The 15,477-nt window shown below is 38.3% G+C and carries 13 protein-coding genes; 4 read left to right on the top strand and 9 right to left on the bottom strand.

Going from position 1 to position 15,477, the window contains the following annotated elements; all coding sequences use genetic code 11:
- Positions 1-52 precede the first annotated feature (52 nt).
- The 6 genes from G530_RS0114900 to G530_RS0114875 all read right to left on the bottom strand — a co-directional run bounded on the left by G530_RS0114900 (position 53) and on the right by G530_RS0114875 (position 8,400).
- Complete coding sequence (locus tag G530_RS0114900) at positions 53-622, bottom strand: DUF3347 domain-containing protein (protein ID WP_084519478.1); 570 nt, start codon at positions 620-622, stop codon at positions 53-55.
- 47 nt (positions 623-669) lie between these two features.
- A complete protein-coding gene (locus tag G530_RS0114895) occupies positions 670-1,158 on the bottom strand; it encodes a DUF305 domain-containing protein (protein ID WP_026935287.1) in 489 nt (162 codons plus the stop codon).
- Positions 1,159-1,191: 33 nt separating this feature from the next.
- A complete protein-coding gene (locus tag G530_RS0114890; RefSeq protein ID WP_026935286.1) occupies positions 1,192-2,880 on the bottom strand; it encodes an efflux RND transporter periplasmic adaptor subunit in 1,689 nt (562 codons plus the stop codon).
- 4 nt (positions 2,881-2,884) lie between these two features.
- Complete coding sequence (locus tag G530_RS0114885; protein WP_035716574.1) at positions 2,885-4,090, bottom strand: TolC family protein; 1,206 nt, start codon at positions 4,088-4,090, stop codon at positions 2,885-2,887.
- An 82-nt stretch (positions 4,091-4,172) separates the two neighbouring features.
- Positions 4,173-7,919 (bottom strand): efflux RND transporter permease subunit, encoded by a 3,747-nt coding sequence (locus G530_RS0114880; RefSeq protein WP_026935284.1) that lies wholly within the window; start codon positions 7,917-7,919, stop codon positions 4,173-4,175.
- Positions 7,920-8,007: 88 nt separating this feature from the next.
- The gene (locus G530_RS0114875; protein WP_026935283.1) at positions 8,008-8,400 is read right to left on the bottom strand and encodes an HYC_CC_PP family protein; all 393 of its coding nucleotides are present in this window, start codon (positions 8,398-8,400) and stop codon (positions 8,008-8,010) included.
- 185 nt (positions 8,401-8,585) lie between these two features.
- On the opposite strand from G530_RS0114875, the gene G530_RS0114870 reads away from it, so the two are divergent.
- Complete coding sequence (locus G530_RS0114870; RefSeq protein ID WP_026935282.1) at positions 8,586-9,533, top strand: NmrA/HSCARG family protein; 948 nt, start codon at positions 8,586-8,588, stop codon at positions 9,531-9,533.
- Here G530_RS0114870 and G530_RS0114865 read toward each other — a convergent pair.
- Entirely contained in the window at positions 9,530-9,991 is a 462-nt protein-coding gene (locus tag G530_RS0114865; protein WP_026935281.1) for an exosortase F system-associated membrane protein, read from the bottom strand. The two genes, G530_RS0114870 and G530_RS0114865, sit on opposite strands and share 4 nt — an antisense overlap.
- A complete protein-coding gene (gene xrtF, locus G530_RS0114860; RefSeq protein WP_026935280.1) occupies positions 9,976-10,524 on the bottom strand; it encodes an exosortase family protein XrtF in 549 nt (182 codons plus the stop codon). Before xrtF ends, G530_RS0114865 begins: the two co-directional genes overlap by 16 nt.
- A gap of 87 nt (positions 10,525-10,611) precedes the next feature.
- On the opposite strand from xrtF, the gene G530_RS0114855 reads away from it, so the two are divergent.
- Entirely contained in the window at positions 10,612-11,067 is a 456-nt protein-coding gene (locus tag G530_RS0114855; RefSeq protein ID WP_026935279.1) for a GAF domain-containing protein, read from the top strand.
- A gap of 319 nt (positions 11,068-11,386) precedes the next feature.
- Here the strand turns inward: G530_RS0114855 and G530_RS0114845 are convergent, their stop codons facing one another.
- A complete protein-coding gene (locus tag G530_RS0114845) occupies positions 11,387-12,643 on the bottom strand; it encodes an ABC transporter permease (RefSeq protein ID WP_026935278.1) in 1,257 nt (418 codons plus the stop codon).
- Positions 12,644-12,874: 231 nt separating this feature from the next.
- Between G530_RS0114845 and purH the strand changes: the two genes are divergently transcribed.
- A complete protein-coding gene (gene purH, locus G530_RS0114840; protein WP_026935277.1) occupies positions 12,875-14,407 on the top strand; it encodes a bifunctional phosphoribosylaminoimidazolecarboxamide formyltransferase/IMP cyclohydrolase in 1,533 nt (510 codons plus the stop codon).
- Positions 14,408-14,448: 41 nt separating this feature from the next.
- Complete coding sequence (locus G530_RS0114835; protein WP_026935276.1) at positions 14,449-15,477, top strand: rod shape-determining protein; 1,029 nt, start codon at positions 14,449-14,451, stop codon at positions 15,475-15,477.

The following is a 15,477-nucleotide window of genomic DNA, read 5'->3' as shown; positions in this document are numbered from 1 at the left end:
TGTAATTAAAAAAAGTCCCGGAATTTATTTAAAACCCCGGGACTATTTGATTTTATTGAATAGTTTCATCTACTCTACCACATTTAAGCATCTTATCGCCAAAATATGGATTCCTTATCTCTTCTGAAGTTGCATACCAGTAGTCTCCCTTACCTTCAAAAGCCATAGGACAAAACTGCTTATAGATCTTTCCTGAAGAGATCGCTCCCTTTAGTACGGGATCCATCGCGGCTGTTAATTCTGAAAAGATCTCTCTCTGTACATTCACATTTTTTTCAGCAGAAAGTCTTCCGGCAATCTCAGCGATCTCTGAATTTTCTTCCTGTAAGGTAATCTGCAATTCTGCCGCCGCATTCGAAGTTGCCTCCGCATCGGTTTGCACTAAAGCATCCTTTACAGAAATGTATTGCTGAAATGCCTTACTTACCTTTTCATTATTAAACTCAGCTGTTGAAGTCTGGGCCATTTCTTCAGACTTCATTTCTTCCGAAGATTCATTCATTTCATGCTTTTCCTCAGTAACAGTTTGATCCTGTTCCTTTTTGTTATCACCACAAGAATATAGAACTAAACTTCCGGCAACTAAACTCATTGTTATTAAACTTCTTAGTCTCTTTTTCATTTTAATGATTTTTGATTTATAATATTTGAATATTTAATTAACTGATTTTATTCATTTTCCAGTCTCTTGATCATTTGCTTCATTTCTGCGATCTCTTTTACCTGAGCTTTAATAATTTCATCGGCCAGCTTTCGCACTTCGGGATCATCGATATCTGCTCTTTTACTAGTTAAGATCGCTATAGAATGATGTGGGATCATAGCCTTCATATAGAGAACATCTCCAATTACCGGACTCTGTGCCCTAACCAATCCTAATGCCCCCAGAAATAGCAAAAGACTCCCTGCGTAAATAGCGATATTCTTTTTTCTATTCTTATACATTTTCAACATCATAGAAAGCATAATAACTGCCATCGCTGAAATTCCCAAACAGGTCATATAAAACCTTGTTAAACTAAAATAGACATGGTCTATTTGGTAAGTATTAAAATACATTGTGATGTACATCGCTGCAAAAGACAGGCCCAACATCCCGAAGAACTTTCCGTAACTGCTCCCGCTCATCTCGTTTTTAGAATTTGATTGATCTTTCATAATTAATTGGTTTTTGATTATTATTTATTAAGATTATTTCAATTCTGCGGTTACCTCGCCACAGGTAAGCATGGCATCGCCGTAATAAGGATTTCTCACTTCAGAAGACTGGCTTAGCCAATCTGCTCCTTTATTAGAATTTGCCATAGGGCAATGCTGCACATAAACCGATCTTTCTAACTTATCTATATTTGTAGCCAGAGCGATCATATTTTCTGAAAGAATAATAAAATGTGATCTCTGATTCTCCAGTTCATCATTTTTGGAGATCGCTTCCAGCATTTCTTTTACTTCCTCCAAATGACCGGCAGCCATGACTTGCAAACTTGAATCGGGCAATGCTTTTATTGCTGATTTTGCAGCATTAGCAGCCGAATTAGGATTAGAGTTTACAAGCGCATCTTTAAGTTCAAAATAATGGCCCAGTACATTTATAAATTCCTGCTGAAAACTTTTCGGAAGCTTCATATCCATTTTCACAGCCTCGTTCTTCTGACTATTAACATTGTTCATCATGGATCTTTTTCCCTGAAGCTGCGCTGCAGCATCTACAGTAAAGGTTCCATTGGTCACTACCTCTTCTCCGACTGAAAGCCCTTCTATTACCTGGTAAGTTTCACCTGAAGAATTCCCCAGTGTCACTTCCCGCATTTCAAAAACTGGTCGATCTGGTTGAGTTTTTACATATACCAGTGAACGTTCACCTGTCCACATAACCGCGCTTCTTGGAATTTCCAGGCTTTGCTCGGTCGTGATTTGCTTTCTACCCTGAAGCTCTGCCTGTACAAACATTCCCGGTTTTAATTTATCCTTAGAATTATTCAGCACTACTCTAACCTCCACAGTTCTGGATTGATCGTTTAAAATTGGGTCTATAAATGATATTTTACCGGAAAAATTCTCATTTGGAAGTGCATTCACCGAAATTTCCATTTCCTGCCCCTTTTCCAGATTTGCTATCTGAGACTCGTAAGCATCAAAAACGGCCCAGACAGAATTTAGGTTCGATACTTTTAAAATAGGCATCGCATCCTGAATATGTGATCCTTCCTCGACCATGATCTCGGTGACAGTTCCTGTAACATTAGCATGAACGGGCCAGGCAGTTCTCACATTCCCGGTTTCAACGATCTCATCCAGCATGGCATCGCTTATCATCCAGTTTCTAAACTTTTTTCGCACTGCCTTGTACAATTGTGGCTGTGAATTTTTCAATTTAGCAGCGGTGATCAATTCCTGTTGTGCAGCAACAAGTTCCGGAGAATAAACGCTGGCAACAACTTGCCCACGGCTAACTCTATCCCCTATCGTATTGACATAAAGCTTTTCAATTCTGCCATTAAAATGAGCCGGCATTACCGCCTTTTGATCTTCATTCACTTCTATCTTTCCGGAAAGCGTCATAATATTATTTCCGCCTCTACCTTCCCCAACAATGCTTGTCTCTATATTTGCCAATTTCATCGCATTTTCAGTCATGCTGATTTCTTCTGCGTTCAATCCTTCACTACTATTTTCGGCAGGAATAAGATCCATTCCGCAGATTGGACAATCTCCGGGTTCCTGTTGCATGATCTGCGGATGCATTGAACAGGTCCACATTGTAGAAGATTCTGCGTGTATTTCATCATGAGTTTCAGTTTCAGAATCCTTATTAAAGAACACATAACCTAGTAATAGGCCAGCCATCAAAATCAGTATATAAACAAGATATTTTTTCATCTTCTTAATTATTAACGGTGAGATACTGCACCATTGCATCCTTAGTAAACCAGGTGCTCACAGCCTCAACTAGATTCATTTGTATTTTTAATTGTATTTCCTGAATGTCCAGAACATCATCAAAATCTATGGTTCCAGTCTCATATTGTTTTAGCAATAAATCTTCCGCATCTCTTGCCTGAGATAGATTTTCAAGCTGTGTCTCAAAACTGATCCTTGCAGAGGTCCTTTCATTTAATGTCGTTTGCAGTCTGCTTTCAAGATCATTCAACGTGCTTGTACGTTCAGAGTCAATTTGTTCCAGCTTTAGATCATTTTGCCTGGTTACTGACTTGAATTTCTTATTGAAAATAGGAACCGAAAATGAAACCATAGGCATGATAATATCTTTACCATTATCGGGCATCATCATATCCTGTCTTTTCTGAACACTCACATAATCCAATCCTACTCCAAATTTAGGGGACGATTCCAATTGGTTTAACTCTTCTGACCTTAATATACTTTCTGAAAATCTATCGTAACGCTGCAATTCAGGATGCAATGCTAAATTCCTGTCTATAGATTCTTCAAAAGGAATTACAAGAGTGTCCTGAACCTTTATTTCTAATTTTTCTTCGGAGTTAAGGAGATTACTGAATTGCGTTTCTAAAGATTCAATTTGAAGTTGAAGGTTTTTCATCTTTTCAATAAGCTCATTTTGTCGCATTTTAAGTCTTAAAACCTCAACTGCTGAAGCTTTTCCAACTTCAACAGAGTTCAACGCCATGGTTCTATAAACTTCCAGTAGATCAATATTTTGTTGAAGCACTTCCTTTTTTTCCTGAAGTTCATATAACTGGAAATAAACCTGAGAAACTTCCAGGTTTAATTTTCTTCTGGCGATCTCCAGATTTATCTCCTCTACATTAACCATAGACCCGGCATAATCACGTCGTGATTGAATAGTTCCAAACCACGGAATCATTTGTCGTACAGATAATCTCAGTTTTTGTGCTCCGGTTCTGGTTTCAGGCTCACTAACAAAGTACCCCAGTCCAAATTCTGTATCGGGCAGCGTGTTTGTTTCATTGATCTTCTCTTCAGCTATACCTACACTGGATCTTAAAGCCTGTATGGAAGGGTTGTGTTCCAGCGCACGATTTTGATAAATTTTCAGCTCCTGGGCCTGAGCTGAGTGAAAAGTGAAAAGTGAAAAGTGAAAAATCATAATTAGGATTATCCAATTTTGAATACTGTAAATCGAAAGGACAACCCGGAAATCAATATTATTTAACTTTAAATTCATTTCTCTACAATTTTAGTTTTTCACTTTTAACTTCCTGCCTCCAACTGAACAATACAGGTACTACAAATAAGGTGATCAAAGCGATCAACATACCTCCAAATGCGGGTATAGCCATGGGAATCATGATGTCACTTCCTCTTCCTGTTGATGTGAGAATAGGTAATAGCGCCAGAATAGTTGTTGCTGTGGTCATCAAACATGGGCGAATTCGTTTTTCACCAGCTTCGATAACAGATTGTCTAATTTGTTTTTTATTGTCAGGAGAATTCGCATCAAAGGTTTGTGTGAGATAGGTCGCCATTACCACGCCATCGTCTGTTGCAATACCGAATAAAGCGATAAATCCTACCCAAACTGCCACACTTAAATTGATCGTTTTGATCTGGAATAACTGCCTGATATTTTCGCCAAAAAGACTGAAATCCATAAACCAATCCTGACCGTAGAACCAGATCATTAAGAATCCTCCACCAAAAGCAACTGCTATACCGGCAAAAACCATCAGGGATGTAGAAACCGATTTAAACTGAAAATAGAGAATAAGGAAAATGATTAGCAGAGATAATGGTATTACCAGAGACAAAGTTTTTTCAGCTCTAATCTGATTCTCATAATTTCCTGTGAACCTGTATTTTATTCCTGCAGGAATGGTTAACTCGCCGTTATCAATTTTCTGCTGGATAAGTTCCTGCGCATTTTCAACCACATTTACTTCAGCAAAACCATCCAGTTTATCGAATAACACATAACCCGTTAAAAAGGTGTTTTCACTTTTTATCACCTGCGGGCCCTGCTCATATCTTATTTCCACTAGATCGCCCAGCGGAACTGGAGAACCACCTTCAACCGGCACATAGATATCCTTAATATCCTGAGGATTCCCTCGCAGTTCTCTTGGATAACGTACACGAATTCCATAACGCTCACGGCCTTCCACAGTCTCACTTAATTGCATTCCTCCAACAGCAACCTGCAGGATCTGCTGAACATCGTCTATGGAAATTCCGTAACGCGCCAGTTTCTCCCTTTGTATATCAATGAGCAGGTATGGTTTCCCAACGATCCTGTCTGCAAATACGGCTTCATCTTTAACGCCTTCAGCTTCTTTCAAAATATCTTCGAGCTGCATCCCGAATTGCTGAATCTGTTTTAGATCCTGACCCTGAACCTTGATTCCCATTGGTGCGCGCATTCCTGTTTGCAGCATGATGAGCCGGGTTTCTATAGGCTGTAATTTTGGTGCTGAAGTTACTCCAGGCAATTTCGTTACCCTGGCGATCTCATTCCAGATATCATCAGGTCGTTTAATTTCCGGTCTCCAATTCCTGAAATATTCTCCGTCCTCATCTGCAATTAATTGCTCATTGGTGACTTTAAGCGGACTAGAAACAAGGATATCTCCAGACTGTTCTCGGGATAACGAGTCCTCATCAACTTCAAAGTTTGGATTTGCGGCAAGTTTCCCGCTTTTCAGAATAAAATAACCCTCTTCATTTACGCGATACTTCTGCTTTTCTCCATTTTCATTCTCCATATATTCAGTTTTATACTGAATTATATTTTCATACATAGACAGTGGAGCAGGGTCTAAAGCAGATTCGGTCCTTCCCGCCTTTCCAACTACCGTTTCAATTTCTGGAAGGCTTGCTACCGCCATATCCAGCTGTTGCAGAACCCTTTTATTCTCCTCTACTCCTGAATGTGGCAATGAAGTTGGCATGAGCAGGAATGAACCTTCATTTAAAGAGGGCATGAATTCCTTCCCGGTATTTTTCATGATAAAGAACCCCAGGATGATGATTGCAGTTGGGATTGCCAGAAAAATTGCTTTATTATCCAGGGTCCAGGTAAGAATTCTGACATAGAATTTTTTGAAATAATAGAACAGGGTCAGCAGTCCAAAACAAATCACAGAAACAAATACCAGGTTTAAAAAAACGCTATTCTGAAGTCCCAGTGGTCTCCAGTAAACGGATAATAGAAGAATTATCGCTACTACAGCGATTCCTATCTTATATAATTTACTTTTAGATTCTTCGATCTTATCAAATTTCAATAGAAGATCAATGATTCCAAAAGTGATAAGAGCAAGACCAATCCAGTATCCAAAGATGATCGCTGCGATTCCGGTCAATATCAAAACTATCGGAAAAACATAACTAATCTCCTTTCTAATTCTCCTCTTTTTGAAAAGTAAGGCTGCAAAAGGAGGGATAAGAAACAAGGCAACAAGAATCGAAGCGGCCAGAGCCATAGTTTTTGTGAAAGCCAGTGGCCTGAAGAGTTTCCCTTCGGCTCCTACCATCGTGAAAACCGGAATAAAACTGATGATCGTGGTTAGTACCGCCGTTAAGATCGCTCCGGAAACTTCCGCCGTGGCATCATATACCAGCTGATTAATTGGACGGTCATCTTTCATATCCAGATGTCTCACGATATTTTCAGAAAGAATAATACCCATATCGACCATGGTCCCAATAGCGATAGCAATTCCAGAAAGTGCCACAATATTGGCAGCTACACCAAAGATCTTCATAGCTATAAATACCATGAGAACAGCTACCGGCAATAAGCCAGAAATGAGAATTGACGCCCTTAGATTGAAAACCATAATGATGATCACTAAGACCGTGATAAGGATCTCCATGGTGAGTGCCTCATTCAAAGTTCCCAGCGTTTCCTGGATTAATTCTGTCCTGTCATAGAACGGAACTATAGTAAGTTGAGATTCTGTCCCGTCCTTTAAGGTTTTTGAAGGGAGACCTGAACTAATTTCAGCAATTTCAGCTTTCACATTATTGATGACTTCCATAGGATTCGCTCCATACCGGGCTACCACTACTCCGCCAACAACCTCAGCTCCCTCCTTGTCTAGAATACCTCTTCTGGAAGCGGGTCCCATGGAAACTTTTGCAATATTACTGATCTTTATAGAGGCGTAATCCTCTGAAGTGACCACGGCATTCTCTATATCCTCTATAGATTTCACATATCCGAGTCCTCGTACCAGGTATTCCGCCTGATTGATCTCCAGGGTTTGAGCCCCTATCTCGCGGTTACTTTCTTTAACGGCCATTATTACCTGATCCAGACCAATCCCATATTGTCGCATTAATTCAGGATTCACATCTACCTGATATTCCTGAACATACCCGCCGATACTCGCTACCTCTGAAACTCCGCTAGCACCAGAAAGCCCATATTTCACATAATAGTCCTGAATACTTCGTAGTTCCTGAAGATCCCAACCACCAGTCACATTTCCATCCTTATCACGACCTTCCAGAGTATACCAGAATATCTGACCTAATCCAGTAGCATCTGGTCCCAGGCTTGGATTCACGCCAGTGGGAAGAAGATTTTCTGGAAGGGAATTCAGTTTTTCGAGTATCCTGCTTCGGCTCCAGTAGAACTCAACATCCTCTTCAAAAATGATGTAGATGCTAGAAAATCCAAACATCGAAGAACTACGAATCGTTTTTACTCCGGGAATTCCCAATAAACTTGTAGTTAATGGATAGGTGATCTGGTCTTCAATATCCTGAGGAGAACGACCTTTCCATTCGGTGAAAATGATCTGCTGATTTTCTCCAATATCGGGAATAGCGTCTACCGCTACGGGATCTTTAGGCAACAAACCTGTGTCCCAGTTAAACGGAGAATTCATGATGCCCCATCCAACTAACACGGCCAGCAAAATAAAGGCTATGAGTTTGTTATCTATTAAATATTTTATGCTTTTATTCAGCATTATTGTATAGTTAAAAATTAGAAATTAGGCGCGTAATGCGTGAAACCACTTCAAAAATTGAGTGGATTTAAGATCTAAATTTCAACTATCAAATAAGGAATACCTGATCTTCCAATTGTATATCAGAGACCAGTAAAGGGGGAGAGTAATCTTTAAATGGAATGATCTGTTTTGGTAAACTCTCAAACAGATTCAAATAAGAATAAGTAAATGTGGTTATGAATAATTGCTGATCAAAGTCGAAAGAATCAAATGACATCTTTAATTCATCCTGACCTTCTACTTCTACCTTCTCATTAGTGCAGCAATGTGTTTCTGCATCTGCACTCATTTGCATACCACAGGTCTTCGCTTTTGAGAAGACCGCTTTATCAACCAGGTGACTTCCACAGAAATGTTTATCTACCGTAAATGACGTGGTAGACAACATCACCATAAAGGCCATGCTCAAAGAAATAATATGTTGAAAAGCTTTTTTCACTAGTTACAAAAGTACATTTTTTTTAATAATCAGCATTAATGCCTGAAATTCTGTAAAATAACTTCACAAATCTAACAAGAAAACAAGGACTATAATTTCATTTTTTTTGAAAAAACTTTCAATCTTGAATTTTGATTTAATATACGTAACTTTATGTAAATCAACCCCTTAAAACAATTATTGAAATGAAAAACAAGAAAATCATTGCTGTAGTAGGTGCAACGGGTGCACAAGGTGGCGGTTTGGTTAGAGCGATTTTAAACGATCCCAATGGAGGATTCAAACCAAGAGCTATTACCAGAAACCCATCGTCCGAAAAAGCAAAGAAATTGAAGGAAATGGGCGCCGAGGTTGTTGAAGCAAATATCGATAATAAAGAAAGTATCACCAAAGCTTTTAAAGGAGCCTATGGTGCTTTTTGCGTAACAAATTTCTGGGAACACTTTTCTCCAGAGAAAGAAATGCAGCAAGCTAAAAACATGGCCGAAGCAGGAAAAGATGCAGGCATCGAACATGTTATCTGGTCCACACTTGAAGATACCAGAAAATGGATCCCACTCGATGATGATAGGATGCCCACCTTGATGGAGAAATATAAGGTTCCGCATTTTGATGGTAAAGGAGAAGCCGACGAATATTTTTCTGATAGTGGCGTGCCCTATACTCTTTTATTCACTTCCTTTTACTGGGATAATTTTATCCATTTCGGGATGGCTCCTCAAAAAGGGGAAGATGGTGAACTTGCAATAACGTTCCCTATGGATAATAAAGTACTGCCGGGCATTGCTGCAGAAGACATTGGCAAATGCACCTATGGAATTTTCAAGGCAGGAGACACCTTTAAAAATAAGATCGTTGCTATAGCCGGGGAGCAACTTACCGGTAAAGAAATGGCAGAAATTTTTTCTGAAGTATATGGGAAGAAAGTAAAATATAATGCGGTACCTGCTGAAGTATATAGGAATTTCGACTTCCCGGGAGCCGATGACCTTGGAAATATGTTTCAATTCAAAGTTGAGGAAGAAGAATATTTTTGCACGATTAGGGATGTAAATGCAAGCAGAAAACTTAATCCCGAATTACAGACTTTTAAAAAGTGGTTAATGGAGCACAAAGATGAAATGGACATTTAGATTTCATCAGGCTTCTTAAACTCTTTTAATCTATAATAATAAAAAGCAGGTAATAGGATAAGAAGAAATAAAGGATGTATAAGAAATCTTCTCACATAGAATAATGCCAGGTAATGTTCTCTTTCAATATTTAAAACTAAAAAGATAAATACTGCTGTTGCTAAAACATAAAGAAAGGCATATAGTATAGCTGAAAACTTCAAAATATTAAGGTCTCTAAAACCTATATAGATTATAGCCAGGGAAATTGCTGTATTCAGGAAATACCTTAGGGTAAGGTTAATCATAAGCTTAGCCATATCCATTGGCGGTATGATACCTAGCAAATAATCTGATTTGAAAAAGTCTATAAGAGGGTCGTAAAAAATATCCTCCTCAAAAAAGCGTATGGCCGCAAGCATAAGGATCAAAACCCCTATTTCTGCAATACGATATCTTTTTTTTACTGTCTTTTCCATCTTGAATAAATTCTAACCCAGATCAACCAAAGAATAAAGACCGTCCCATAGATCGCAAGTGGAAAAAATATGGAATGCATAAATCCGGAATATTGCGGATACTCATAAATACCTACTGCCAGGATCACAATTCTTAGAATATTGATCGCATAGATAATTACAGAACCAGCAAATAAATATAAAAGAGTAGACCGGGTTTGCCCAAAGAATGCCAGGATAAATGAAGTAAAGAGAATTATGATACTTACCGAATTACATCCTTCAACGATTCCGGCTAAAAAATAATCATCGACCATAAGCTTCATGGACAGGCCGGTATAATGCATTACCACCTCCACATTTTCATATCCAATAGACTCCATTAGGTCTCCGCTTTGCCTGGCCACTAACTGGGTTATGGGATCGGGAACCGGATTTTCTGAATCATAAAGGATCAAGAAACCGTTGTACAGACTGGAAAACAGAAAATAACTCCCAATGAATATAAAAATGAAACGTAATACTAGACGATATTTCCGAATTAAATCGAGCAAATTCAGCGGGGTTTTTAACAAATTTATAGAAAACAGAGGCTCACATTACATTAGAAATTGAATACTTTTGCACTAAAGATTGTTAATATGACTTTTGATAAACTAAAACCACAGATTGAAGATATACTTCAAAACGAAAGTAAGGATGTTGCTGCGCGACTTACCGAAGTTTGTGAGGTTCTTGAAACCAATATTCCTTATTATGACTGGGTTGGTTTTTATTTTAGAAATGGGGACAAGGAGGAACTGAAATTAAAAGCTTTTGCCGGTGAACCTACAGATCATGAGATCATTCCATTTGGTCGTGGAATTTGCGGTCAGGTAGCAGTTTCAAATAAGAATTTTGTAGTGCCAGATGTTAAGGCACAGAACAATTATATTGCCTGTAGTATTCATGTAAAAGCAGAAATAGTTATTCCGCTTTTTGTGAATGGTGAAAATATTGGTCAAATAGACATAGACAGTCATACTGAAGACCCATTTTCTCATGAGGATGAGTTATTCCTAGAATGGATTAATGAAAATGTTTCAAAGATTCTCTAGATTTTAATTGAAATAAAAAAGAAAAGCCTTCAAATTTGAAGGCTTTTCTTTTTTATAGCGTGTAGGCAAGTTTGAACTTTATAGTTCAAATATTTTCTAGAATTGAAATGCAATAATAACTAAGAGGAATATAAAAAATCCTATTAATTGCATGATAGAAGATGCATAATCCTTTTCAATATCATTTCCCATATCGATTGCTTTTGTTCAAAAATACACCAGCTAATCATTGGCAATTAAGTATTTAACTAACTTTAAAACTTTTTAGAATAATTTATGCTAATACTTGTGGGAATTTCAGAAGAATTTAACGAAAGATTTAGAATCCGGTCCTTATAGCTTCAACAGGATCGAGTTTAGAAGCTGAAATTGCAGGAATTAATCCTGAAATCAATCCAATTACTGCCGATACCGCTGTACCAATCATCATATTAAAAGGTGAGAGCACAAATTCAAAATCACCAGTAAACTGTGAAGCTATTATTGATACGAGCCATACTAAAAACAGGCCTACCAAACCTCCAATTACAGATAGAATAACTGCTTCAAATAAGAATTGAGAAAGAATGAATTTATTCTTGGCTCCCAGGGATTTTTGAATACCAATAAGGTTTGTTCTTTCCTTTACACTCACGAACATGATATTAGCAATTCCAAACCCGCCCACGAGAAGTGAAAATCCGCTTATCACCAGGCCTATAATATTAAGCTGCCCTGTAATGTTATCTATAAAGTCTGCCACACCTTGCATTTGGTTTACAAAGAAGTTATTTATCTCACCTGTTTTTATTCCCCTTATATTTCGCAGCTGCTGCTCAACAATAGACATAAATTCATCATTGTCTACTCCATCTTCAGGTTTCATAACAATCTGTGGGAAAACTGTTCCTTTAGTAGTTCCATAGACCCTCCTGGCAAAATTAGCCGGTACAAAGGCCTGTCCATCACGAGATCCACCAAATAGAGATTGACCTTGCTTTTTAAGAATACCAATAACGGTAGCACGCCTACCAAAAATCCTGATCTCTTTACCAATACCATTAGATTCTCCAAAAAGGTTTTGAGCGATCTCATGACCTAAAACGATCACACCTGAGGCACTTACGGCTTCCGGCTCGTTAAAAAACCTGCCTTCTTCCAGTTCAAATGCTTCAATATCATAATATTCATGAGTAACCGCACCTATGTCTACACCAGTAGTGGTTACCTCCTGATATTTTAGTGCAGCTCCACCCGGAACCCCTAATGCAAAACTAATGGCCTCGAGATCGGGAAGACTTTTTTTGAGATACTGATATTCTTCATAAGTAACATCTGGAAACTGCTCTCTCTTCCAACGTGGAATATCTGAAGGTCCAAATTTAAACCTCATCACAATAACAGTACTGTTATCCAATGCACTTAAACTACCGGTAATATCTTTCTTAAGAGAATCTACTGCAGCAAGAACTGCAATTATTGAAAATATACCAATGGTAACACCCAGTAAAGAGAGGAAAGTTCGAAGCCGATTATTCTTAAGTGCGCTAATCGCAAAATTGAAGCTTTCCTTAAGTACGCGTAAATAAATTAGCATAATAGTGCCTGCCGGTTATAAATTCTAAGATATGACGCCATCACCCCAAAAGTGTTACAAATTTTAATTGTAATTCGAATTATTTGGGATTATTTGAATAAGAATTAAGCATTCTACGCCCAGGAAATCTTATCGCAAACGATATCTAGAATATTACTAATAATTCACCGCAATCGTCTTTATAGATTTGGCTTAAATAATTACTTTTGCAGCATCAACAAACACAACACAATGAGCGAATTAAAAAAAGCAAAATCTGCTTTAATTTCAGTTTTTAGCAAAGATGGCTTAGAACCTATCGTGAGAAAACTTAACGATCTGGGTATCACAATATATTCTACGGGAGGAACCGAGAAATTTATCAAAGATCTCGGAATAAATGTGATTCCGGTAGAAGATGTTACTTCCTATCCTTCAATTTTAGGCGGAAGAGTAAAAACACTACACCCAAAAGTTTTTGGCGGAATTCTGAATCGTCAGGATCATGAAGGAGATGTAAAAGAACTGGAACAGTACGAAATTCCGCAGTTGGACATTGTGATCGTGGACCTTTACCCGTTTGAAAAAACAGTTGCTTCTGGAGCTTCTGAAGAGGATATTATCGAAAAGATCGATATTGGAGGTATTTCATTAATTAGAGCCGCAGCGAAAAACTTCAAAGATGTTACCTGCGTATCATCTGTGGATGATTATCAGGAATTTCTTGATCTTTTAAATGAGAAAAACGGAGAAAGCAATATTGCCGATAGAAAAAGATTTGCTACAAAAGCATTCAACATATCTTCACATTACGATTCTGCAATCTTCAATTATTTTAATGTAGAAGGAGAAGTGAGTTCATTTAAACAAAGTGAATTAAAAGGAAAAGAACTTAGATATGGGGAGAACCCACATCAGAAAGGAACTTTTTACGGTGATTTTGAGGCTGTTTTCGATAAACTTCACGGTAAGGAACTTTCTTATAACAACTTATTAGATGTAGATGCAGCTGTAAACCTAATGAACGAGTTCAAAGGTGAAGCTCCAACTTTTGCGATTTTGAAGCATAATAATGCCTGTGGACTTGCTCAACGTGACACGATTCACCAGGCTTATGTAGATGCCCTGGCAGGAGATCCTGTTTCAGCATTTGGTGGAATTCTAATTAGCAATGTGGAAATTGACGCCGAAACTGCTGAAGAAATCCACAAACTTTTCTGTGAAGTGGTGATCGCTCCATCATATTCAGTAGAAGCTTTGGAAATCCTGAAAGGTAAAAAGAACAGAATACTGCTTGTATTGAAAGACATTGAACTTCCAGAAAGTCAGGTAAGAACCTGTCTTAATGGTGTTTTGGTCCAGTATAAGGATCAAAAAACAGATGCCCTCGAAGATCTTAAACAAGCAACCAGCAATAAAGCTTCAGATAATGAGTTATCTGACATGATATTTGCTTCTAAAATTTGCAAACACACTAAATCGAATACCATCGTTTTAGCAAAAAACAAACAACTTTGTGCGAGTGGAACAGGACAAACTTCAAGAGTTGATGCCCTTACCCAAAGTATAGAGAAAGCAAGGTCATTTGATTTTGACCTGCATGGTGCCGTTATGGCCAGTGATGCATTTTTCCCTTTTCCTGATTGTGTGGAAATTGCTGGAAATGCTGGTATCACCGCAGTAATCCAACCCGGAGGATCCATAAAAGATCAGCTGAGTATAGATTATTGTAATGAAAATAATATCGCAATGGTGATGACAGGAACACGCCATTTTAAACATTAATTTTAGTACATTTACCCGAACCTCAATACTTAAAATACACTATGGGATTTTTCGACTTTCTCATTGAAGAAATTGCAATCGACTTAGGTACAGCCAACACCCTTATAATACATAACGATAAAGTTGTTGTAGACAGCCCCTCAATAGTGGCGCGAGATAGAACTTCCGGCAAAATTACTGCCGTAGGTAAAGAAGCAGCCATGATGCAGGGGAAAACTCATGAGAACATCAAAACCATACGTCCGTTAAAAGATGGTGTAATTGCAGATTTTGACGCGAGTGAAAAGATGCTCACTATGTTCATCAAGGAAATACCCGCGCTAAAAAAGAAACTATTTACTCCGGCCTTAAGAATGGTTATTTGTATTCCTTCAGGTATTACTGAAGTAGAGATGCGTGCCGTTAAGGAAAGTGCAGAAAGGGTAAATGGTAAGGAGGTCTACCTTATTCACGAACCTATGGCCGCAGCTATAGGTATTGGTGTTGACATCATGCAACCTAAGGGTAATATGATCGTGGATATAGGTGGTGGTACTACAGAAATTGCAGTGATCGCTCTGGGAGGTATTGTTTGTGATAAATCGGTTAAAATTGCCGGTGATGTATTCACTAACGATATCGTTTATTATATGCGAACGCAACACAACCTGTATGTTGGTGAGCGTACTGCGGAAAAAATTAAAATTCAGATCGGTGCGGCTACAGAAGATCTAGAGGTTCCGCCAGACGAAATGAGCGTTCAGGGTAGAGATCTTCTTACAGGTAAACCGAAGCAGGTAAATATTTCTTACCGTGAAATTGCTAAAGCACTGGACAAATCTATTTTAAGAATTGAGGATGCCGTTATGGAAACTCTTTCTCAAACTCCACCAGAGCTAGCTGCCGATATTTATAATACCGGTATTTATTTAGCTGGTGGTGGTTCTATGTTAAGAGGTTTGGATAAAAGGTTATCTCAAAAGACAGATCTTCCGGTTTATATCGCCGAAGATCCGTTAAGGGCTGTTGTTCGTGGTACAGGAATAACCCTGAAAACCCTGAGCAGATATAAAGGGATTTTGATCAAGTAG

It is taken from the genome of Christiangramia echinicola DSM 19838, from assembly GCF_000423065.1.
In the GTDB taxonomy this organism is placed as follows: Bacteria; Bacteroidota; Bacteroidia; order Flavobacteriales; family Flavobacteriaceae; genus Christiangramia; species Christiangramia echinicola.
The sequence above is the reverse complement of the archived record's forward strand: the minus strand, read 5'-3'. Positions and strand labels throughout refer to the sequence as shown.